Here is a 21,247-nt window from a genome sequence, read left to right as displayed (position 1 = left end):
TGACAGGGCTCGGGAGCCAGTCTGCACGCAATGCGAGGTTTACAGAGTAAAACTGTGTTTTACAGAATAAATTGACTATAGAGTCATCGCCCAGCGGCAAGCCAGCAAAAAGAGGATGTTAATTGTGTAAATAAGATGTTAATCACAAATAGCCTGTCTTAACGTCAAAGCCGCGTTTTTAGCGCGTTGTTACCGCGCAATGTGTACGGGTCAATCAGTACACGTGATAACCCTGTCAGCTGCAGGTTTTAGGCAGAACATCGCGAAGGAGCGCCTGCACCGGGCATAAAGGGAGAACCGACACTTCCGGGGGCATTACGATGCTGATAGCTACACGCGTCTGGCTGGAATACTGTATTTAACCGGAGGGTTATGTCATGCCGCGTACTTATAAACAGGTAAGACGGGATAGATGGGCGTTTTTCGGTAATGGAAACGGCAAGAAAGCGAATCGATGAAATCGATAGTGCACCGGTTAACCTCATCGCGCAACGCAGCGAATGTGTTAAGGCTGCCGCAGCGTTCAGTTCGTGCGCCAGAACGTATCCATCAGGTTATCCGTGGGATCATTTGACCCGTCCCCGAAAAACCCAGAAAGCCCAGCTATTGTAGGCCAGTGTCAGGGGCATAATGATGGCGATGCCTGCCAACAAGAAATACTGGCCGGAGGCACCTGACGAGGCGTCAGACAGCGTTAACGTACCAGGAATCAGCCATGGATACATGCCGGTCATCAGGGTGATAAACGTGAACGTCACCATCAGCAGCGCAAAAATTAACGGCGATAAAGCGGCGTTACTTTTCAACTTCACGATCAGCCCTGCCCAGCAGAGTGCGACAAGCGCGAGGCTTATTTTTCCGGGAAGCGTTGAGAGGGCTTTCTGCCAGGGGGCAGGTAAATACGCTATGTTAAAAATGAAAAACAGGAAAGTCAGCCCCAGTAACCACCCACTCAGTTGCCTCGCACGTATGTTTGCCTGATCGCCCACGCGCCAGCGTATCCAGCAACAGGCCAGCAGGCTGTTAATCCATACCATGCCCAGGCCACTGATTAATGCATATGCCGACAGCCAGCTAGATTCGGTTTGACCCGGTAAACCGCTCACCAGTAAGCCGGCCATGTAGCCCTGCAAAAAACCGGCCGCAAACGATGCGATAAAAAGGACGAAATCAAGCCAGCGCTTAACGCGAGATGAAGCCTGACCGCGGTATTCCAGCGCCAGCGCACGGCCAAAGAGGGAGAAAAACATCAGAAACAGCGGAACATAGATAGCATTAAAGATCCGACTGTAGGCCGCGGGAAATAATGCTAAAAGCGCACCCGCGGTCAGGACAAGCCAGGTTTCATTAGCATCCCACACAGGCAGGATGGACTGGACCAGGCGGCGGCGATCCTGCTCATTATCAAAAAAAAGAATAACGGAACCGACGCCCAGATCGGTTCCGTCCAGCAAGAGGTAGATGAGTAACGAAAAGGCTACCGTGGCGGCGGACAGATCATCGAGACTCATGAAGAGGCCTCCGTGCTGATTTCGTCGCTGAGCGCATGACTGTCGAACGAATTAACGAGGCGTAAGAAATAGTAGATTCCCAGGCCAAAGACCAGAGAATACACCCCGATGATGCCGGTGAAAGAGAAGATGACGGTCGATAAGGAAAGGGGAGCAATACTTTGGTCGGTACGTAATAACCCGTAGATCGTCCAGGGCTGACGGCCCACCTCAGTCACGATCCAGCCTGCGAGCAGGGCAATAAAGCCAGCGGGCGTCAGGCACACAACCCACTTCATCAACCGGCGCGGCCACAGCGCGCGCCGGTAACGCAGCCAGAGCGCGGTCAGGCTGGTCACAAAAATAATGAGCCCCATACCTACCATCACGCGGAAGGCAAAAAAGACCGGCCAGACCGGCGGCTGTTGATCAGGCTGGAATTCGCTCAGGCTTTTAATGTGCCCGGTGAGGTTATGGCGCAAATAAAGTGAGGCCACTGTCGGGATCGCCACTTCTGTGTGGTTAACCTGCGCTTTTTGATCGGGCAGGGCGAAAAGGCGTAAAGGCTCCCCCTCACCCTGAGGCGGCCTGCGCCAGCTGCCTTCAATTGCAGCCAGTTTAGCAGGCTGGTAGTCACGGGTTTTTTCGCCCTGCAGATCGCCCGTTACGATTTGCAGCGGCATAGCAATCAGCAGCAGCCAGAGGGACCATGACATCACACATTTCGCGGCAAGGTCGGCGGGTTGCTTAAGTAACCGCCATGCACTGGCCCCGGCAGTCACGCAAAAACTCGCAATAAGAGAGGCCAGCACCATATGCGTAAACCGCAGTGGAAACGAGGGAGAGAAGACGATGCTTATCCAGCTCCTGGCATGGAAAATGCCATGCTCATCGCGGAGATAGCCAACAGGCGTTTGCATCCAGGAGTTGGCGGCAAGGATCCAGAATGCGCTGAGGAAAGCCCCTAACGCGACCAGGCAGGTTACAACGAAGTGCAGTTTTGGGTTTATTTTACCCATACCAAATAACATCACGCCGGTCAGGCCTGACTCCAGGAAAAACGCCACCAGGATTTCATAAAACATCAGCGGGCCCATGACGCCACCCACTTTATGAGCAAAGGGGCTCCAGTTGGTACCAAACTGGAATTCCATGACCACACCCGAGACGGCACCCACTGCAACCGTGAGCGAAAAGACACGCATCCAGAACTGAAGCGCCTGCCAGTGGTGTGAACGGCGGTAGCGTAACCAGGCTCCTTCCAGCAAAACAATGATCAGGCCAAGCCCCAGGGTAAACGCCGCCAGCACAATGTGCATGCCTATCGTCAACGCAAACTGCGCGCGCGATAGCAAGAGTACGATTTCGGATTCAGGCATCAGCTTCGCTGACCACGGTAACGGCTGACACCGTTTCCAGACGATTGTCGGCTCTCCTGGCCCGACGCGCACATGTCTTGCCGGGCCGGTTTTATCTCCCGCCGTAACGTTTCGTCTTTCATTAACCTGATGATGTGCTCATCAGCCCGTCCTGCCATCTGCGCCGTTTTTGCGGCATGAACGATGACTAACACCACCGGATTAAACGCCCCGGACGGAATCGTTACCTGCGGCTCAAAGCGCCGTAACCGCTTCTGCACGGCATTGCGCACACCAGGCGGATGCGGGTCGTTGACTGGCTGCGCATAAATCGATGTGTGGCTATCGGCCTTGCCCGTGACAGGACGCAGCAAACCCTGTCGATGTCTGCTTCCCCGCAACCAGACAGAGCATCTGCTTGCCGTATGCCCGGTGCGGGAAAATTCCGCGCCAGGTCTGGCGGTTCGGCGATAAGAATGTCGCTGGACAGGCCGCCTGTTCAGGGGGCAGGGGGTAACACGGCCGACGCCTGACGGCTGTTCCGCATCGCAGACAGAGGAGTATGTTTCCATCGTATTCGCCTTTCTGACCAACAGGCCCGTGCGCTGAAAGGGTGACTCGCTGTTGCGCATAAACGGACCGGGTAATTTACTCAACGTTTTTTAAATTAGCTGTCAGACGGGAATAAAGCAGGCGAACCGGCAGACTGAATGAATGAAAAACCGCCGTCAAAGATAACAGTCAGAAATTTTTAATAACTGTAAACAGTCAGTTAGCGCAGCTGGATAGACGCTCGGGAATAATCTTAATTTTAGTCATGAGTGGGATGATCACGTTACCGCTTACTCCTGAAATAACAGGCTGCAATAAACGAAGCGCAGACGCTGATCTATTCGTTTGCCGCTGTGCTCTGAATGGTTATTCCAAATGGATTTTGATTCATAAAAGAATACATGTGCTGTAGAAAGTCAGGTAATGACAGAATTTCAACGCTACAGCTTACAACTCCTGTATCCTGTGCCAGTCCTTTTAAAATGATTTTATGCACGCATTAAACCTGTCACCGTGCAGAACGTATCAGACAGGGCCTGGCAACCGGTAAACTGAGTCGGCGAGTCATGCAGGATAGCGTTGGCGCGACTTGAGCGAGGTGACATCAGCTTCAGGCTGAATATTCACTCTGATCCTTTACCTTTATAAAAACCCGCCAAAGCGGGCCTGATAATCTGTCCTCATGCGGCCATCTTCCTGCAGTGTTCAGCACACTGGTGACAGGCTCTGGCGCAGTCCTGACAATGGTCATGTTTGTGCTGACCACATTCATCGCTACACCGCTGACAGACCTCCGCACAGAGCTGACAAAGCGCTGACGCAAATTCGCTATTAAGCGTCATAAACTGCGCGGCAAGACGACATATATTGGCACATTGCATATCCAGTTTTATGCACGTGCGCATCATATCGACATTTTCTTCTTCAAGGCATGAGGCGGCACAATGGTCGCATGCGGCTGCACACAAATAACAAGCCTCAATACAGCTTTTGTATTCATCACGCATAATATCTCCTTAGTTAAGGTGGATTAATAAGCATGAAGAAGATGGCTGTTTATTCAAGGCTGAAATGACGCAATAACCGGTTATACAGGCTACATGGTTGACTTCCGGTGAATTATTCATGGGTGCTTAATTCCGTTATGCCGCGACGGACATAAAACGACGATTAACGTCAAAGAGGGGATAACGCCCGTGCGTCATAATCAACGCACAGGCATCATCAGCGGTTTGCTAAGCCCGCATTTTTTATACGACGGATCTGTTCCCGCGCAAGGGCGTCCCGACTGCCCACTTTTGTTTATTCCGGCCGGAACCCGCGGCGGTCAGCGATTAAGGAATTATGCGGGCAGCTCTGAACTGTCTGAACAGACGGAAGAACATCTCATCTGTTGCCTGCATGCCCCGAAATCCTGCACGGCGCAACTTACTGCCATCGCCGAACATGTCGTAATCCCAGCTAAAAACAAAGTCTGCGAACTGCCCGTCGTTCAGCTTCAGAATGTCAGATTCTGCCAGACGCTTGCTCAGCGCAAGTTCACGCCAGACTGAGCGGTAATCTTTGAACATACGCTCAAACGACACTCTCACGGGCGGTGCGCATTCAATCTCAAACCAACGCGCAATCAACGGCCAGAGTTCAGCCCAGCGCCAGACATCGCCGTTGTTGACGTTGAACGCCTGGTTTGAGGCAGCGGGTGAGGTGGCTGCCCAGAGCGTTGCATCAGCGAGTAAACCTGCATCCGTAAAATCAACGATGCTGCCCCAGGTCTGCGGTGATCCCGGAAAACGGAGCGGGAGATTCAGCGACTGACAAAGTGAAGCATACAGCGCGATGCTCAGTGCAAGATTCATGGTATTACCGGGCACGTTACTGCCTACTACGCCCGGCCTGACAGCATTCCATCGCCATAACCGTCCACGTTGATAATCGCTGAGCCACGTCAGTTGAGCCGCATTGAATTCAGCGCCAGCAACGCCAGGATCGCTTTCACGCGCAGGCGTTTTAAAGGGACCAAGATGTGCGCCATACACTTTATAACCCTGCATCAGGCTTACCGTTTTTAACGATGCCACGGTATCAATGTTGGACACCAGATTACGCAGCATGGTGACGTTGGGTTCCACCATTTCGGCCCAGTTGGCCGCGTTAAGCCAGGCACTGTAAAAAATATGCGTGACATGCGTTAACGGCTGCAGCGCACGTGCGGCCTGCCCGGCATCCCGTAAATCTACGGTGACAACGTGTAGGTTTTGGAGATGCGGCGATGGGTTACGGCTCAGGCCAATCACCTCCCAGTCATTTTGCAGCAGCGTGTTAACGAGCTGACGCCCGACAATGCCACTGGCTCCCGCGACCAGCGCGACGTTTTTCGTTTGCAGCGTATTCATGCATTTTCTCCAGATAAGGTGACGGGAGAGAGTGTGATATATTCATTTTTTTGCGCATATCCCCCTTAACTGATGGCACTTATAAGTGAAATCATTAAATGAACAACAAGCTTAACGCGATGGCGACGTTCCTGCGGGTCGCTGAGGCAGGCTCCTTTTCCGCCGCTGCACGCCTGATCGGCATGAAACAGTCTGCCGTGAGTCAGCAGATTGCCGCACTGGAAGCAGAGCTGGGTGTGGTGTTATTTCGCCGGACAACGCGCGTTATGATGCTCACTGAGCAGGGAGAGAGGTACAGACGCGACATCAAACCTTTGCTGGATGCCATACGGGAAGCAGAGAGGGCGCTCAATCCCGGGGATCAGCAGTGGCAGGGCACGGTGCGCGTGCAGTTGCCCAGCGGCTTAGGGCGCCTTTTTCTTCCCCATCTTCTGGCGCTCCAGAAATCGCACGCCGGATTACATCTTGAGCTTTCCCTTGATGATCGTATTGCCGACCTGGTCAGTGAAGGGGTAGATGTTGCGGTGCGGCTGGCGGGCAAACCGCCAGACTTACATGCGGTACGCATGCTGGGCCGCGTGACATCCGGGCTTTATGCGGCGCCGGGATTTAAACAAATTCATTCAGTTGATGAGCTGACGCAGTTGCCTCATATCCGGTTCAGCGGTCTCGCGCTGGACAGGCCTCTGCAGTTAGTTTCAGGAGAGGAGGCAATCGAATTAGAGGTGAACACCGTTTTTCGGGCCAACACCAGCGAAGGGCTCATCGCTGCTATTCAGGCAGGTATCGGGATCGGGGGCATTCAGCATCCGCTGGCAACGGAAGGGCTGGCGTCGGGGTTACTGGTTCCTGTCCTGCCGACATGGCGACTCCCGGACAGGTTTCTTTATGCGATTTTTCCTGATGCTCGTTTTATTCCCCCGAGCGTCAGGGGCGTTGTGGATGTGATCGCGCAGTTACTTCCTCAACTGGTGGGTATACACAGTTAAGCCTGGTCCGTTCAGACGAGCACTGAGCGGGTCAGAAAGCGTTTTAGTCTGCGCCAGCCGCACAGCCGCACAGCCGCACAGCCGCGTAGCAAGATTGACAGGATCTCCCGCCATATGGTTGTATAATACAACTATATCGTAAAGGGTCTACGCTGATGAACATAGCCTCAAACACCATTAACACTATCCGCGTTGCATCACGTCTGATGGTGCGCGAACTGGGCTTTATGAATCAGACCCTGGCGGCAACCGATTATTCAGCGTCTGCCATTCATACCTTACTCGAAGCAGAAGCAAAAGGGTGCGTGACCGCGTCCCAGTTGGTAGAGACGCTGGGGCTTGAGAAATCCAGCGTGAGTCGCCTGCTCACTAAACTCGTCGAGGCCGGTGAGCTGGATGAAGCCCCGTCCGCGTATGATGGCAGAACGAAATACCTGCGGCTCACAGACAATGGGATAAAGACCGTGGGGGCGATTAATCAGTATGCTGATGAGCGGGTCGCCGCTGCGCTGAGAAAGCTTGACCTTGCGCGACAGCACACTGTCTCACTGGGGCTGTCATCCTACGCCCGCGCACTCAAAGCCTGTCGTGAAAACACAGAGCTTGATGAACACAGCCATGTGAGCATCGTCACTGGCTACCAGCCGGGCATGGCAGGCCGCATTACGGAGATGCATGGCCGTTACTATGCCAGAGAGCACAATTTCGGTGCCTTTTTCGAAGCAAAGGTCGCAGCGGGCCTTGCCGATTTTACGGGACGTCTCGGTAATGAAGGCAACCAGATCTGGCTGGCAGTCATGAACGATCGTATCGTTGGCTCTGTGGCCATTGATGGTGAAGATCTCAGGAACAATGAGGCGCATCTGCGCTGGTTCATTCTTGACGATGACTGCCGGGGCAGCGGCCTCGGTCGAAAACTGATGGCAACGGCGATGGCGTTTTGCGATGAGCAGAAGTTCTCTGCGGTGCAGCTATGGACCTTTAATAAGCTAACGGCGGCAAGGCGCTTATACGAGTCATTCAGGTTTGAATTATCGAAAGAGTGGGAAGGGGATCAATGGGGCAGCACGATTACGGAACAGCAATTTACCCGCAAAATCCGCTAACCGCGCCGTAAATATTCCCAGGCGGCGAAGATGGCCCTGGTGGTTTGTCATTCCGCTGCGGGTACGACCCGGCGGTTAAACCTGTTTCTGAAAAGGAAAGGATGCTTTCAGGAAACAGGATTTTTTAACATGATCTTCAGAAGGCTGATGACGTCGTTTTGTTCATTTTTTTCTAACCTGTTCAGAAAATGGGAATCAACGCGTTCAGCTATCGGTGCCGCAGTTTTAAGCATCTCTTCGCCCTGAACCGTCAGCGTAATAAATCTACGACGTTTGTCTTTTTTTCCCTCTGCACGATTGATCAGTCCCTTACGTTCCATTCGAACAAGCAGTTCTGCCAGCGTAGCCTTTGAACTCAACGCCGCCTCCATTAAGTCCAGTTGTTCGATTCCTGGTTGAGCATGAACGGCTGACAGAACAGCGAACTGCTGCTTTGTCAGAAAGGGCATCTTTTCCTGCCATAAGGCGGTATGTTCCTGAAGAAGTTTCCGCGTCAGATGAAAGAAAAGGTTGCTCAAGTCTTTGTGCATTAAGGTTTATTCCTGATTTTTTACCCGCAGTGTCCTGCTAATGTTAAATCATTATTCCCTCCGTTCAACACTCTTTGTCGGCAGACATAAAAGATAACGCTGATAATAGTAACTATAGAAATCAATTGACTTTCAGGGCGTGCCTGGCGTACCGTCAATTTCATTCGTACACGAACATTATTTTAATGAGGCAGTCAGATGAGAATTGTCATCGGTATGACGGGAGCCACAGGCGCGCCTTTAGGGGTTGCGCTGCTCAGGGTTTTACAGGAAATCAGCGAGGTTGAAACGCATCTGATCTTGAGCAAGTGGGCTAAAACCACAATTGAACTTGAAACGCCTTTTTCATCGCGTGAGGTGATGAATATGGCTGATGTCGTGCACGGTCCTGCCGACCAGGCCGCTACCCTCTCGTCAGGCTCTTTTCACACCGATGGGATGGTGATTATTCCCTGCAGTATGAAAACGTTAGCTGGCATTCGCATCGGATACGCGGAAGGGCTCATTGGACGGGCTGCTGACGTCATCATTAAAGAAGGCAGAAAACTTGTCCTGGTTCCCAGAGAGACGCCTCTCAGTCCTCTTCATCTTGAAAATATGCTGGCCCTCTCCCGTCTTGGCGTCGCTATGGTTCCGCCAATGCCCGCTTTTTATAACCACCCCAAAACTATTGATGATGTGATCGATCATGTCGTCGCCCGCGTTCTCGACCAGTTTGGAATTGCCTCGCCAAAGGCAAATCGCTGGAAAGGCCTCAACTAGTCTTTAGAAATTTCTGAGTATGGAGAGTGAATAATGGCGTTTGATGACCTACGTAGTTTCCTGAAGGCGCTGGACGAACAGGGCCAGCTTCTTGAAATTGATGAAGAGGTGTTGCCCGAACCGGATATCGCCGCCGCGGCAAATGCGACAGGGCGAATGGGTGAAGGCGCACCGGCCCTCTCGTTTAAAAAAATTAAGGGTTACCATCATGCTCATGTCGTGATGAACACCATCGGTTCCTGGCAAAACCATGCCATTTCGCTGGGCCTCCCACTGAATACACCAGTGAAACAGCAGATAGACGAATTCATTCGCCGCTGGGAAACGTTTCCTGTGGCTCCAGAAAGGCGCGCCAATGCGCCCTGGTCAGAAAATACCGTTGAGGGTGAAGAGATCAACCTCTTCGACATCCTTCCACTGTTCCGCTTAAACGATGGCGATGGCGGTTTCTATCTTGATAAGGCCTGCGTAGTTTCACGTGACCCACTTGACCCGGAACATTTCGGGAAGCAAAACGTTGGAATTTACCGGATGGAGGTGAAAGGTAAACGCAAACTCGGGCTGCAGCCCGTGCCGATGCACGATATTGCACTTCATCTTCACAAGGCGGAAGAACGTGGCGAAGATTTGCCCGTGGCTATCTCGCTGGGCAATGACCCCGTTATCACGCTGATGGGAGCCACGCCGCTGAAATACGATCAGTCAGAATATGAAATGGCAGGTGCATTACGCGAAAGCCCGTACCCCATCGCGACGGCCCCTTTGACAGGCTTTGATGTGCCATGGGGATCGGAAGTCATTCTTGAAGGCGTGATTGAGGGCCGCAAACGTGAGATTGAAGGACCGTTTGGCGAATTTACCGGTCACTATTCCGGCGGTCGCAAGATGACGGTTGTGCGGATTGATAAAGTCTCCTACCGCACTAAGCCCATATTCGAATCCTTGTATCTGGGCATGCCCTGGACCGAAATTGACTATCTGATAGGCCCGGCAACCTGCGTCCCTCTGTATCAACAATTGAAAGCGGATTTCCCCGAGGTGCAGGCTGTAAACGCCATGTACACGCACGGTTTACTGGCCATTATTTCTACTAAGAAACGCTATGGTGGGTTTGCCCGTGCGGTAGGGCTACGGGCGATGACGACGCCGCATGGTCTGGGCTACGTCAAGATGGTGATCATGGTCGATGAAGATGTCGATCCCTTTAACCTGCCTCAGGTGATGTGGGCCCTGTCTTCCAAGGTCAATCCAAAAGGCGATCTCGTTCAGTTGCCAAACATGTCCGTACTGGAACTGGACCCGGGCTCTAGTCCCGCAGGGATAACAGATAAACTTGTGATCGATGCGACGACACCGGTCGCACCCGATATACGCGGCCACTACAGTCAGCCGGTAAAAGACCTGCCAGAAACATCACTCTGGGTTGAGAAGTTAACGGCCCTGTTATCAAATCGCGGTTAAGGAGAGAGTATGATTTGTCCACGTTGTGCTGATGAGCACATTGAAATGATGGCAACATCGCCTGTTGAGGGTGTATGGACGGTACAGCAGTGTCAGCATTGCCTGTACACATGGCGCAGCACAGAGCCGGCCAGAAGAACGGAGCGGGAACATTATCCTGACGCTTTCCGGATGACCCAACATGATATTGATACGGCGCCGGAAGTCCCGTCTGTACCTCCTCTGTTAACCCGGTAATTTCCTTTATGGCGGGCCCAGGCCCGCTATGAATGATTTGCCACGTTAAACCTGCTTCATTTCTGTTACTGAATCAAAAAATTATTTGATGACATGACGTTGTACTGCGGTGATATTAAGTGGGTGAAATTAATAATCGGCAGGCGCAAGCAGTAAGCTTAGGGCACGTTAACAGTAATCGTCACCGGGGCCGGTGTCAGCTTCACACGGCAGTAACGATCACAGGAATATAAAGCGGCTGGTTCACATGACTAAATTAAAAAAGGACTATTTTGCTGTGGTGTTACCGTGTAGCTGACGAAGACCAAAAGGGTGCCCGAAGGCTTCCCAGCCTGAGAGGGTTATCTTCAGCGCTCTGGATTTACCCAGACGGCTCAGTCATCTCCATGAGATAAAAGCCTCCAGAAGAGCGGAACCGAGTGGACATGAAAGGTGATACTGACGCTCGGTCAAGTCGAGGCACATACGATGATTCCCTTCCCATTAGTCCGGAATTTCTGTTCCCTGTTGTTCTAACCAACGATGCCCTGTGTCTGTCAGCACATCGCGCTGGCTTTCCCCGCTGGCAATCAGTCCACGGTTAAGCATCCCTTTTCGTGACTCATCTGCGTTTCTGGCTTTTTGACAAACAGCCTGGACTCTCTCCAGTCCGGCGGGCAATACAGGGGAGACTCAAATGATAAAAGCCTTGCAAAGGCAGTTGAGATGTTCGCCCGCCCAGGGAGGTCTGGTCAAACCTCAGAAAGCTTTTAAAATCGTCCACCTGCTATATCCTTAAGTGTTTCTAATACCTTCCGGAGTCATGCCTTCTTGAATCAGTTACCCGATAACGTATCTTCCCCGCTGATGCGGACATCGCTTGGCCGTAGCCTGGCTGTATTTTTACTCGTTACGGCCCTGTCGGTTGTCGGTATTAACGCGTGGTCTCTCTGGAATGACTGGCGCCTCAAACTTTCTGAGCGGGAGGAAGGCGCGCGTAATCTTTCCGTCTCACTTGCCAGGCAGGCCGAAGACGCGTTTCTTCAGGTGGACATCACTCTTAGCGACGCAGTGAGGCAACTTACGCTGAACGGACCGGAGTATGCTTCCACGTCAGCATTTAAAGCGCAAATCCACGAGCAGCAGGGAAAGCTTCCCCAACTGCACGGTTTGTTTATCTATGACAAACAAGGTAACTGGGTCGCGACGTCAGGCAGCTTCGTGCCGGTAAAGGCAACTAATGCTGACCGGGACTATTTTATCTGGCACCGCACGCATGCTGATACAGGGATTCATATCAGTCACGTAATCCGAAGCCGCTCAACGGGCGATTTGGTCATACCGGTATCGGTCCGGCTGAATGATGCCGCCGGCAATTTTGCAGGGGTTGCGCTGGCGACCGTGAAGGTGGATTATTTTCGGCAGTTCTACAGTTACTACAGCCTGGGCAAGCGGGATATGCTGGCGCTTATCCTTGCCGACACGTCCGTGCTTTACATTCGTCCTTTACCCGATTCCTATATCAACCGCAGCCTTTCCTCAAGCCCGCTGTTCAGGAGCGTGCTTAAAAATTCTGACAGCGGCAGTGCGTCATGGCGCTCTGCGCTTGACGGTGTGGAGCGGATATTTGGTTATGCCCGGCTGGAGCGGTATCCACTGATTGTGACGGCAGGATATGACCGGGACGAAGCCCGGGCTGAGTGGATATCTGAAAACCTGATCGATTTAGCACTCAATGTCGTGCTGCTGTTTGTCATCACCGGGATGGGGTTATTTATGCTGAGACAGGTCAGAGTCAATGTAAAAAACCAGCTGGAGCTGACGCTGGTCAGGGATGAACTTACCGGCATTAACCATACGCTCCAGTCACTGGCACTGGTGGATGGCCTGACGGGACTGGCTAACCGCAGGCAGTTTGATGTGCTGCTGGAAAGGAATCTGAAACGCTCGGCTGAGTCAGGTGAACCGCTGTCGCTGATTATGGTGGATATTGACTACTTCAAGCGCTACAACGATACGTACGGGCACGTGACGGGCGATGAATGTCTGAAAAAAGTAGGTGTTGCCCTTAAGAGCGTTATTCATCGCAGTGACGATATCGTGGCCCGTTACGGTGGAGAGGAGTTTGCTGTCATCCTGCCAAATACCAGTCAGGCTGATGCACTGAAAGTGGCGCAACGGGCGGTGCAGGCCGTGTCCGATGCCGGACTGGTGCATAAAGCAACCGCTGTAGAGGGCGGGACCGTAACTGTCAGCGCCGGGTGCGGGACGATAACCGCCAGGGGAGACGCCAGTGAGGCAGAAAGACTAAAAGAGCAGGCTGATAACGCGCTTTATCAAGCCAAGCGAAACGGAAGAAACCGCGCCCACAGTGGAAACAGTCAGTCCTGAAAGTATGGGGTTTAAGTTGTTCAGCGTCGATCGTCTGCCTGAGCCACGCAAAGACATATACGGGTTATTTCAATCCGGCAGCGACCAGAAATCCACTGGGTTACAAACCTGTTTCCACACAACGCAGCCCAGACTTCGCTAAAGAAACTATGAAAATCTTTCGTTATCCAGAAAGTCCGGTGCACATCCATTAATTCCTGAAGTGACAACGTCTGCTTCTGACACAAAGCGGAAAGGCTGACTGAGATGAGGGTCCGCTTTGAGCGAAAAGCGGACACGCGCAGTCAGCCGACAGTAGAGAGTTTGCTAATGAAGCCGCGTATTCATTTACAGGGAGCAGGTCAGCTAATTGAGTTGAACGTCCGCTATGCTCCTGGAGCAGGCAGAAAGATATCGGCAAATATCTTTAGCAGTTAAAATTTTACTCTCAGGGTCAGCGTGCATACCTTAAGGAGACTAATCTTTATGAAAGCAGAACGTTTCGTAATTGATATCCCTCAGAGTCAGCTTGATGATCTCGACCGAAGGCTTACAGAGACCCGCTGGCCACGTACAAGCAATGATGATAGCTGGGGAAAAGGTGTACCTTCGCAATTTTTAAAACCGCTTATAGAGTACTGGCATGACCGTTTTAACTGGCGTGAACAGGAAGCTTCCCTGAACCAACTCCCTCATTTTTGCGCAGAAATTGAGGGGCACCGTATCCACTTTATTCATGTTCGTGGGAAGGGAAAGTCGGCCATTCCGCTTATAATGACACATGGCTGGCCAGATTCATTTACCCGCTACACAAAGTTAATCCCCTTTCTGACAGATCCGGCCCGATATGGCGGGCTGGAAAGTGATACCTTCGACGTTATCATTCCCTCCGTACCGGGATTTGTTTTTTCACAAACTCATTCAGGCCAGAGCCTTAACAATGCTGAAGTTGCCCGTCTCTGGTTCAGACTGATGACCGAAGTCCTTGGCTATCAGTCCTTCTGTGCTGCTGGTGGCGACATCGGTTCCGGTATTACGCGCTACCTGGCCTCTCTCTATCCTTCCCACATCAGAGCAATTCATCTGACTGACGTTGGGATCCTTCGGGAACTGTTATCGCTGAAAGATACGGAATACCTGACGGAGGAGGAGCAGTTATATCGAAGCAGAGCCTCAGCATGGTTTGCTGAAGAATCAGCATATATGGCACTTCAGGCGACGCGGCCCCGCACGCTTGCATACGCGCTTAACGATTCACCAGCAGGTCTGGCTGCATGGATTACGGAAAAGTATGTCGCCTGGAGCGGGGGTGATGGGGACCTGTTCAGTCACTTTAGCCCTGAAGACATCCTCACCAATATTTCGTTGTACTGGCTGACCGACAGTACAGAAACGGCTGCGGCGATGTACAGACAAAATGCGCGAACACTTCCAGCTTTGACTACTACGTCTGTTCCTGTAGGGCTATGCTGTTTTCCATCCGATATATTGCCACCACCAAAAAGCTGGGTAGAAAAACATTACAACCTATGCCACTGGACTGAAATGCCGCGGGGAGGCCATTTTGCAGCGATGGAAGAACCTGCGCTTTACACTGAAGATGTAAAACTCTTTTTCCGTACTTACAGAAGCGCCATTGGTTGAATAACAGAAGAGCTGGCCAGCAAAAAAACAGTAAGCAATGACCGTTAAATCTGAAGGGTGTCACCTCAGACAAAACCCAAACTGTTTCCGGAAGACTTACCCTGGCTATCTTCAAGTGCAAAAGCTTTTGATTGGAATTTTCATTATGGCAGATGAATCTGACCCAGACTAAGGGGAGCTGGATGCCCACTTCTGGCACGAAGCGGGATATTCCCTGCTTCTTGCTTAGCCTTCAGTCTACCCGTTCTTTTCCAACGCTAACCATCCGGGGCTTAGGGCAAATGCTGAACTCTCTTCCCTGACGCTTTGCTGTACCAGCTTTATCTGACTAAGTACTTAATCAGTCTTTAAAGTCAGTTGCCGCGATTCACAAAGTAGTTTATGTACGTTAAATATTCGTTGTTCATCGGCGAAGGCAACTTTCTTGCAGAGAAAAATTCAAGCGCAAGTCCTTCTCTGGGGTCGTTGACTAACTCCCCGGACCAACTGTCAGTGAAGTAAAGTGCGGTAATGACATTAATTTCGTCCCGGTTGTGCAGAATGAAACTATAATTCTGCCCTGAAAAAACTTTCAGAAAGTGAAGGCAATGAATATCAATATTGGTCTCTTCTTTTACTTCCCTTAACGCAGTCTGTTCAAGTGATTCTCCCGGTTCAAGCAAGCCGCCCGGCAATCCCCAGGTAGAGTCTTTGCGCTGCTGAAGTAAAATTTTGCCATCATTCCGGACAATGATGACGTTGGCACCCGCAAGCAAAAGCATACGATGGCCGATGATGCTGCGCATCTCAGAGACATAGTCCATATAAACTCCATAATGAGAAAAACAAGCCTGACTGCACAGGCAGCGTCACACAATTACCTGACGGCCTGGTTTTGAATGAGTCCACCCAGGCTTCCCCCAGTCCTGGGCGTTCCTGAGTCTTATGCCGCTCGCGTGCAGCGTGGATTGCCAGATACTTTTCAGGGGCGTCAGCCTGTCCATAACGCGAAGACCAATATTCCTGTCCGTAAGTTCGGTGGGAAGGCTTGAAAAGCATTTAAGGCCGACAGGTACAACTTCTTCAGGACATACCCACATCCCGACCTCACCTGTAGGTTCAAAACCTGCGGTAGGCAGTTCATACCTGAAAATCTGTCCGAGGTTAAACCGCGAAAGCCATGTCTGCTCTATGCAGGCTATAGCCGATGAGCTGATCATATTACCCATCCACAATTCTCTGTCCTCGCGTGTGGTTTCCGCGACAGGCCAATAAACAATGCGAGGGCATTCGCGTGGAAACAGATACAAAAGCTCATAAGCTTCGGCGGTAGCCCATATGAGTGAACCGTTCAGCCATTCCTGACCTGCCGGTCTGTCAACACGAACCTTTAAGGGGCGAGGTCTGAAGACAGCGATGTCGGGGTTATCACTGAAATGAAACAGGCGCATTCAGAAGTCCATTTAAAGTAGACGATGTATGATGAATTCATCATTCTATGTTGGAAAAGTTTTATTTAGATGAATACGTCAATGACGGTTTAAGCCACAACTTCTGAAAGATGTGCTGCATTTACCGTGAGAAATTGTGCTGCTACGTCCAGATCCTCTTGTGCAATGCCTGAGTAACTAAACTGAACTTCAGTCTGAAGAGGGATGATGAATCATAAGGTTAATTAGGATAGTTGGCTTAAGGTCCGCTTTGAGCGAATAGCGGACGCGCGCAGTTAGCCGAGAGTAGCTGAAGAATTTGTGAATGAAGCCGCGTATTCATTTACAGGAAGCAGGTCACGGTGATTCTGCAATAGAGACATAATCCTTTCCTTTTTTAAGGAGTAACTGAGGGAACAGGCTTCAGATCTGATACGGGGTTGTTGCCCGGCGAAGCAAAATACATTTTAAACGTTCGCTTCTGACGCCGTGCGGACCACACAGGTGAATGCACAAAGGACAGGACTTATCTGAATTTAATCCGGTTCAAAGGGGATAGTGATGCTCATCTTAAAGAGAAGAACTCACCTTATCGAAAGCACAAAGCCTTTATGAGAGCGCTTTTATCATGGCCCTGAGTTGATGTGCCTGATCACTGTCACCATTTGATTGCTACCCGTTAGCAACATATTCTTACTGTCTTTAATAACCCGTATTATCAAACTGACATATAAGCATTCTTGAATAACAGAGGCGCATCGGAGCCTGACGCTGAGAGCGTGCCTACTGTGTTTCTGAAGGTTTTATGATGATGTTTCTGGATTCGCTGAGCGCTGTCAGAGCCATCAGCATTCTGTTTACTTTAGCTGAGAGGAATCGTTATGCCTGTATCTGTCATGAAGTCTGCCGTTAAAACCGCAGCGTTAGCCGCAGTCGTACTGGCTGGCCTGCAGGGCGCTACGTTTGCAAAAGATCTGCCTTCCCGCGCGATGCCTGGGCTCGATTCAGTCAAAGATACGTCTGCTCAAAAAACCGATGTCTCGACCAGTGAAAACGCGGTTAAACTGGCTGCGTGGCATCACCATCTGGAAATTAACCCAGGTTGTAATGATCCTTCTTCAGGTCTGGGTTGTACTGACGATGACAACGCATAACGCATAAAATCTGCAGGCACCCTTTACCATTGTGGTGTCTGCACCCTCTAAAAAAATTCAGCCTGCTTTACCCTGCGTTCATCTCATCTCATCTCATCTCATCGCATCTCATCTCATCGCATCAACTGCGCCTTTGTCAGTTCATGGAGGATTTTTGCGTGTTCAAACAAATTCAGGATGTCAGCTGACCGTACCGACAATGCGTTTTCATACTCCGGGTGGCATTACCATGCTTTTGACCTGGCGGACAGTCGCAATCACTGTGAGCCTGCCAGGCAGCTGCCTGCACTTGATGATGTCGTTTGTGATGCGTCAGGTTACCGACCGGCTGACCAAGCCGACCTGTGAGTGGCTTGTAGCAGACACATGCGTTTGAATGCCAGCATTCCCTCTGATTCCTTCGCCTTTTACCACGGCTTTAACGTAACCCTTCCTCAATCCTGTATGCAGTATTTCCCTGTCCGAAAACAGCGAGCAGTTCCCGTCAATAAAAAGGTACTGTCATTCTGACCAACACGGGAGGCGAAAATGAACTACAAAATTTCGGGGCTGGATGCGGGACAGTTCGTCCATCTTTTTGGCCAGGACGAACACTATTTAACTTTCCACGGTGCTGTAAGAGTCAAGGTCGAGAGTTGCCCAGGGTATCCCGACAGAATCTCGCTGCGCGATATTCCTGCCGGTGAAACAGCGATTCTGATCAACCATACCTATCAGCCCGCAAATACACCTTACCATGGCTCTCATGCCATCTATCTGTGGGAGGGATGTACGGAGCAGGGCATATATCTCAATAACATACCGGAAGTGATGAGCCACAGACTTCTTTCCCTCAGAGCCTATAGTGAAAACCATCTTATGGTAAAAGCTGAAATCTGTCAGGGCGATGCAGCGGAACAATGGCTGAATCATTTTTTCGACGATCCTGTCGTAAGTTATATTCATTTCCACTACGCAAAACGGGGATGTTACGCCTGTCTTGCCGAACGTGTTCTGTAAATGAGCATGCCGTTTGGGATCGGTCAGGGAAAACCAGATGAAGATTTCTGATGTTGTCAGGCTTGTTTTACTGGCCGCGGTGTGGGGTTCAAGTTTTCTGTTTATGAGAATAGCTGTGCCCGCCTTTGGGTCCATTAACGTGGCTTTTTTACGCGTACTATTAGGATTTACGGGGCTTGCCGCCGTCGTCCTGTTCAACAGGCAATTACAGACGTTCAATGGGAAACTGAGGGCAACGCTGGTGCTCGGCATCATCAATTCCGGTCTTCCTTTTCTGATGTACTGTATTGCGGCGAGATGGCTCCCGACGGGCTACTCCGCATTGTTTAACGCGACAGCGCCGATGATGGGAGCACTTATCGGGTACTGCTTTTTTGGGGAAGTCATCACCGTAAGAAAATTGATGGGAATATTAACGGGTCTGGCGGGAATAATGCTTATAAGCAGTCCTGCTTTCTCTGGTTTAGGCGGAATGTTTATAGCAGGCGCGCTGGCCTGTCTGGTGGCGACAACCTGTTACGGACTTGCGGGTTATCTTACCAGACGATGGATTACCGAGCGGGGAGGGCTCGATCCGCTTCTGGTCGCACCTGGAAGTCAGGCTGGGGCATCCGTTTTTTTGTTCCCCTTTTTTGGCTGGAACCTGTTTTCAGCAGTTACCGTTAACTGGTTTCAGCCTTGGGTATGGAGCAGCGTAGTCGCGCTGGGCTTAATCTGTACTGCGCTGGCGTACATTTTGTATTTCAGGCTTATTGCAGATACGGGGCCTCTGAAATCTCTTACGGTCACATTTATTATCCCTCCCTTTGCCTGCTTGTGGGGCTATCTTGCGCTTAACGAGAAAATTGGAGAGAAATTTATTGCAGGCGCCTGCCTCATCGGCATTGCGGTCTGGATGGTGGCGTTTTCGGGCAGAAAGAGGCAGACCTCATAACGGGAATATTTCTGCAATGCCGTACAAAGTGCCTGGCGGCGTAAACCGGCTTTTACCGCAAGGTGCCTTTTGTGAGAGTCCGCCCTGTATCAGGCCCGGCGATGCGGTTAGCCATACTGTCCCGTCAGCTGTTTTGACGGACTGTAACGCTTTAAACAGCGTCAGGTTCAGCAAAAAGAAGGTCTGGTAGCGTTTGCATCAAAAAATCATAAGGAGAAAGGCTACGCGCTATGCGAATACGGATCATCACGCCTTCATAACTGTGAATAACCAGCATTGCCGCGCTTTCCGGAGACATGCGTGGCGATAATGTCTGAGACTGCTGAGCGTCAGTAAAGATGTTAATCAGATCGCGCTCCCAGGCGCTAAAAATTGCCAGCAGCTTCTCACGCATTTTTTCACTGTGTACAGCGCCCGTCTGACCTATAATTCCTGCCAGACAGCCGCCTGCTTCGGGTTCACGCTCAATATATTCCTTGTGTCCGCTCAGCCAGTTTATCAGACGCTGGCGGGGAACAAGCGCTGTATTCAGCAGTGTATTTTCCCGGAGTGCGTCAAACGTCTTGATATAGACGTCAAGGGCGGCACAGGCAAATTCTTCTTTGCTGGAGAAGAGATTATAAAATGATCCTTTAGGCATTCCTGCTTCACCAAGAATAGTGGTAATACCACTACCTTCATATCCTTCCCTCATGAAAACCCTTACACCGGCATTTAAAAGACGTTTGCGCGTATCACTCTTTGCCATAATAATTAGACCGTTCTACTTTTTTCTAAAACTATAGCGAACAAGGATAAGAGATGCCACTGTTTAAAACCGCCAGCAGGCACAGTCTGGGGATAAGCATGGTGTGCCTTTCAGCCGTCATGTGGAGTTCAGCAGGTTTCTTCGTGAGAATGCTCGATATGAACACGTGGGCAATGGTCGCATGGCGGTCACTGTTTGCTTTTCTGTCACTGGTTCTTCTGCTGGCGTTGGGTGGGTATTTGCGCCGTTTTGCATTTCGTCATGATGTGGGTATAAAAGGTCTGATCACGGCTGCCATCATGGCGGTTTCTATGTTTTGTTACGTAGCGGCATTGAAACTCACCAGTGTTGCTGGTGTGATGACGGTTTATGCCACCATTCCCTTTTTTGCCATGGGGCTGGGTTGGCTGATACAGAAGAAAAAAATAACAAAGCGCGCGCTTATTTCTGCGGCACTGAGTCTCATGGGGGTCATTGTTATGGCGACCTCTGCCTCAGGTACGGGCGATATGGCGGGTAACGCACTGGCACTCATGATGACGGCCGGTTTTGCCGCCAGCATCGTGATGTCCGGGACATGGCCGGATATGAATCTGCCGGCAGTTACGGCACTGGCGTGCGCACTCTGCGGTGCATTCTGTTTTATAATGATGCCGCAGGGCCTTCCACTTCCCGGTTTACGTGACATGGTATGGTTATGTGCTTTTGCGCTGGCCACGCAGAGTCTGAGTTATCTCCTTTTCATGGCAGGTAGTCGGTATATTAACCCCGCTGAAGCCAGCCTTATTGCGCAAACTGATATTGTGCTGGGGCCTTTATGGGTCTGGATCTTCTTCAGTGAATTACCGCCCAGCAATACATTACTGGGCGGGGCAATAACCTTCATTGCGGTAACGGGTTACCTTGCAGGTGAGTATTACCTGAAGACAAGAGCAGCTTCGAAAAACTAATCGTTTTCGTATTTAACAGCGCCTCATTTTGGATTCCAGGTCTGATTCTGGCACAAAGCTATAGAACAATATCAACGCCCGGGAATAATGGAAATTATCTTCACTCCCGGGTAACCCCTTTATCATACGCACCATCCATCTGTGATGGCTGACCGTCTCAACAGCCACCACAGGGATGTGTT

20 protein-coding genes are annotated in these 21,247 nt (G+C 51.0%); 11 read left to right on the top strand and 9 right to left on the bottom strand.

The features are described from left to right. Positions 1–566: 566 nt before the first annotated feature. The 5 genes from GC090_RS12495 to GC090_RS12475 all read right to left on the bottom strand — a co-directional run bounded on the left by GC090_RS12495 (position 567) and on the right by GC090_RS12475 (position 5,793). Positions 567–1,511 (bottom strand): cytochrome d ubiquinol oxidase subunit II, encoded by a 945-nt coding sequence (locus GC090_RS12495; RefSeq protein ID WP_324019957.1) that lies wholly within the window; start codon positions 1,509–1,511, stop codon positions 567–569. Next, positions 1,508–2,869, bottom strand: coding sequence for a cytochrome ubiquinol oxidase subunit I (locus GC090_RS12490; protein WP_324019955.1), 1,362 nt, complete (start codon positions 2,867–2,869; stop codon positions 1,508–1,510). The genes GC090_RS12495 and GC090_RS12490 overlap by 4 nt, the downstream gene beginning before the upstream one ends. After that, positions 2,869–3,222: a DUF1641 domain-containing protein gene (locus GC090_RS12485; protein WP_110267641.1), complete on the bottom strand. Its 354-nt coding sequence runs from the start codon at positions 3,220–3,222 to the stop codon at positions 2,869–2,871. Before GC090_RS12485 ends, GC090_RS12490 begins: the two co-directional genes overlap by 1 nt. Positions 3,223–4,080: 858 nt before the next feature. After that, complete coding sequence (locus GC090_RS12480; protein WP_110267640.1) at positions 4,081–4,407, bottom strand: four-helix bundle copper-binding protein; 327 nt, start codon at positions 4,405–4,407, stop codon at positions 4,081–4,083. Between the two features lie 327 nt (positions 4,408–4,734). Continuing rightward, entirely contained in the window at positions 4,735–5,793 is a 1,059-nt protein-coding gene (locus GC090_RS12475) for an SDR family oxidoreductase (RefSeq protein ID WP_324019953.1), read from the bottom strand. Positions 5,794–5,891: 98 nt separating this feature from the next. Between GC090_RS12475 and GC090_RS12470 the strand changes: the two genes are divergently transcribed. Continuing rightward, positions 5,892–6,782, top strand: a complete 891-nt coding sequence (locus GC090_RS12470; RefSeq protein ID WP_324019952.1) for a LysR family transcriptional regulator — start codon at positions 5,892–5,894, stop codon at positions 6,780–6,782. Positions 6,783–6,937: 155 nt separating this feature from the next. Continuing rightward, a complete protein-coding gene (locus GC090_RS12465) occupies positions 6,938–7,888 on the top strand; it encodes a bifunctional helix-turn-helix transcriptional regulator/GNAT family N-acetyltransferase (protein WP_324019951.1) in 951 nt (316 codons plus the stop codon). Between the two features lie 107 nt (positions 7,889–7,995). Here GC090_RS12465 and GC090_RS12460 read toward each other — a convergent pair whose 3' ends face one another. After that, positions 7,996–8,418, bottom strand: coding sequence for a MarR family winged helix-turn-helix transcriptional regulator (locus tag GC090_RS12460; protein WP_324019950.1), 423 nt, complete (start codon positions 8,416–8,418; stop codon positions 7,996–7,998). 198 nt (positions 8,419–8,616) lie between these two features. Between GC090_RS12460 and GC090_RS12455 the strand changes: the two genes are divergently transcribed. The 5 genes from GC090_RS12455 (at position 8,617) to GC090_RS12435 (ending at position 14,871) form a co-directional block, all read left to right on the top strand. Next, a complete protein-coding gene (locus GC090_RS12455; RefSeq protein ID WP_033738417.1) occupies positions 8,617–9,180 on the top strand; it encodes a non-oxidative hydroxyarylic acid decarboxylases subunit B in 564 nt (187 codons plus the stop codon). A gap of 33 nt (positions 9,181–9,213) precedes the next feature. Then, a complete protein-coding gene (locus tag GC090_RS12450; protein WP_205950050.1) occupies positions 9,214–10,641 on the top strand; it encodes a non-oxidative hydroxyarylic acid decarboxylases subunit C in 1,428 nt (475 codons plus the stop codon). Positions 10,642–10,650: 9 nt separating this feature from the next. Then, positions 10,651–10,878, top strand: a complete 228-nt coding sequence (locus tag GC090_RS12445) for a non-oxidative hydroxyarylic acid decarboxylases subunit D (protein WP_072021682.1) — start codon at positions 10,651–10,653, stop codon at positions 10,876–10,878. 846 nt (positions 10,879–11,724) lie between these two features. Continuing rightward, entirely contained in the window at positions 11,725–13,248 is a 1,524-nt protein-coding gene (locus tag GC090_RS12440) for a diguanylate cyclase (RefSeq protein WP_324021597.1), read from the top strand. A gap of 465 nt (positions 13,249–13,713) precedes the next feature. Then, positions 13,714–14,871 carry an epoxide hydrolase family protein gene (locus GC090_RS12435; RefSeq protein WP_324019949.1) on the top strand — a complete coding sequence of 386 codons (1,158 nt, stop codon included), beginning with the start codon at positions 13,714–13,716 and terminating at the stop codon, positions 14,869–14,871. A gap of 353 nt (positions 14,872–15,224) precedes the next feature. Here GC090_RS12435 and GC090_RS12430 read toward each other — a convergent pair whose 3' ends face one another. Together GC090_RS12430 and GC090_RS12425 are read right to left on the bottom strand one after the other, a co-directional pair. Then, positions 15,225–15,674, bottom strand: coding sequence for an NUDIX hydrolase (locus GC090_RS12430; RefSeq protein WP_033738410.1), 450 nt, complete (start codon positions 15,672–15,674; stop codon positions 15,225–15,227). A gap of 45 nt (positions 15,675–15,719) precedes the next feature. Next, on the bottom strand, positions 15,720–16,301 hold the full coding sequence (locus GC090_RS12425) for a DUF6886 family protein (protein WP_185199849.1): 582 nt from the start codon (positions 16,299–16,301) through the stop codon (positions 15,720–15,722). Positions 16,302–17,161: 860 nt separating this feature from the next. Here GC090_RS12425 and GC090_RS12420 point away from each other — a divergent pair. The 3 genes from GC090_RS12420 to GC090_RS12410 all read left to right on the top strand — a co-directional run bounded on the left by GC090_RS12420 (position 17,162) and on the right by GC090_RS12410 (position 19,367). Continuing rightward, positions 17,162–17,434, top strand: coding sequence for a hypothetical protein (locus GC090_RS12420; RefSeq protein WP_054633985.1), 273 nt, complete (start codon positions 17,162–17,164; stop codon positions 17,432–17,434). Positions 17,435–17,962: 528 nt separating this feature from the next. Further along, positions 17,963–18,433, top strand: a complete 471-nt coding sequence (locus GC090_RS12415; protein WP_205951758.1) for a DUF1203 domain-containing protein — start codon at positions 17,963–17,965, stop codon at positions 18,431–18,433. A 37-nt stretch (positions 18,434–18,470) separates the two neighbouring features. Continuing rightward, on the top strand, positions 18,471–19,367 hold the full coding sequence (locus GC090_RS12410) for a DMT family transporter (RefSeq protein ID WP_324019948.1): 897 nt from the start codon (positions 18,471–18,473) through the stop codon (positions 19,365–19,367). Between the two features lie 151 nt (positions 19,368–19,518). On the opposite strand, the gene GC090_RS12405 is transcribed toward GC090_RS12410, so the two are convergent. After that, on the bottom strand, positions 19,519–20,115 hold the full coding sequence (locus GC090_RS12405; RefSeq protein ID WP_324019947.1) for a TetR/AcrR family transcriptional regulator: 597 nt from the start codon (positions 20,113–20,115) through the stop codon (positions 19,519–19,521). 53 nt (positions 20,116–20,168) lie between these two features. Here GC090_RS12405 and GC090_RS12400 point away from each other — a divergent pair, with 53 nt between their 5' ends. Continuing rightward, positions 20,169–21,065 (top strand): DMT family transporter, encoded by an 897-nt coding sequence (locus GC090_RS12400; protein ID WP_324019946.1) that lies wholly within the window; start codon positions 20,169–20,171, stop codon positions 21,063–21,065. Positions 21,066–21,247: the final 182 nt, after the last annotated feature.

The organism is Pantoea sp. JZ29 (assembly GCF_035190385.1).
Lineage (GTDB): Bacteria > Pseudomonadota > Gammaproteobacteria > Enterobacterales > Enterobacteriaceae > Pantoea > Pantoea stewartii.
The sequence above is the reverse complement of the archived record's forward strand: the minus strand, read 5'-3'. Positions and strand labels throughout refer to the sequence as shown.

Bases quoted from the DNA above. Each gene is read 5' to 3' on its own strand.
- GC090_RS12495 (WP_324019957.1), bottom strand. From the start codon at position 1,511: ATGAGTCTCGATGATCTGTCCGCCGCCACGGTAGCCTTTTCGTTACTC.
- GC090_RS12490 (WP_324019955.1), bottom strand. From the start codon at position 2,869: ATGCCTGAATCCGAAATCGTACTCTTGCTATCGCGCGCGCAGTTTGCG.
- GC090_RS12480 (WP_110267640.1), bottom strand. From the start codon at position 4,407: ATGCGTGATGAATACAAAAGCTGTATTGAGGCTTGTTATTTGTGTGCA.
- GC090_RS12475 (WP_324019953.1), bottom strand. From the start codon at position 5,793: ATGAATACGCTGCAAACGAAAAACGTCGCGCTGGTCGCGGGAGCCAGT.
- GC090_RS12470 (WP_324019952.1), top strand. From the start codon at position 5,892: ATGAACAACAAGCTTAACGCGATGGCGACGTTCCTGCGGGTCGCTGAG.
- GC090_RS12465 (WP_324019951.1), top strand. From the start codon at position 6,938: ATGAACATAGCCTCAAACACCATTAACACTATCCGCGTTGCATCACGT.
- GC090_RS12460 (WP_324019950.1), bottom strand. From the start codon at position 8,418: ATGCACAAAGACTTGAGCAACCTTTTCTTTCATCTGACGCGGAAACTT.
- GC090_RS12455 (WP_033738417.1), top strand. From the start codon at position 8,617: ATGAGAATTGTCATCGGTATGACGGGAGCCACAGGCGCGCCTTTAGGG.
- GC090_RS12450 (WP_205950050.1), top strand. From the start codon at position 9,214: ATGGCGTTTGATGACCTACGTAGTTTCCTGAAGGCGCTGGACGAACAG.
- GC090_RS12445 (WP_072021682.1), top strand. From the start codon at position 10,651: ATGATTTGTCCACGTTGTGCTGATGAGCACATTGAAATGATGGCAACA.
- GC090_RS12440 (WP_324021597.1), top strand. From the start codon at position 11,725: ATGCGGACATCGCTTGGCCGTAGCCTGGCTGTATTTTTACTCGTTACG.
- GC090_RS12435 (WP_324019949.1), top strand. From the start codon at position 13,714: ATGAAAGCAGAACGTTTCGTAATTGATATCCCTCAGAGTCAGCTTGAT.
- GC090_RS12430 (WP_033738410.1), bottom strand. From the start codon at position 15,674: ATGGACTATGTCTCTGAGATGCGCAGCATCATCGGCCATCGTATGCTT.
- GC090_RS12425 (WP_185199849.1), bottom strand. From the start codon at position 16,301: ATGCGCCTGTTTCATTTCAGTGATAACCCCGACATCGCTGTCTTCAGA.
- GC090_RS12420 (WP_054633985.1), top strand. From the start codon at position 17,162: ATGCCTGTATCTGTCATGAAGTCTGCCGTTAAAACCGCAGCGTTAGCC.
- GC090_RS12415 (WP_205951758.1), top strand. From the start codon at position 17,963: ATGAACTACAAAATTTCGGGGCTGGATGCGGGACAGTTCGTCCATCTT.
- GC090_RS12410 (WP_324019948.1), top strand. From the start codon at position 18,471: ATGAAGATTTCTGATGTTGTCAGGCTTGTTTTACTGGCCGCGGTGTGG.
- GC090_RS12405 (WP_324019947.1), bottom strand. From the start codon at position 20,115: ATGGCAAAGAGTGATACGCGCAAACGTCTTTTAAATGCCGGTGTAAGG.
- GC090_RS12400 (WP_324019946.1), top strand. From the start codon at position 20,169: ATGCCACTGTTTAAAACCGCCAGCAGGCACAGTCTGGGGATAAGCATG.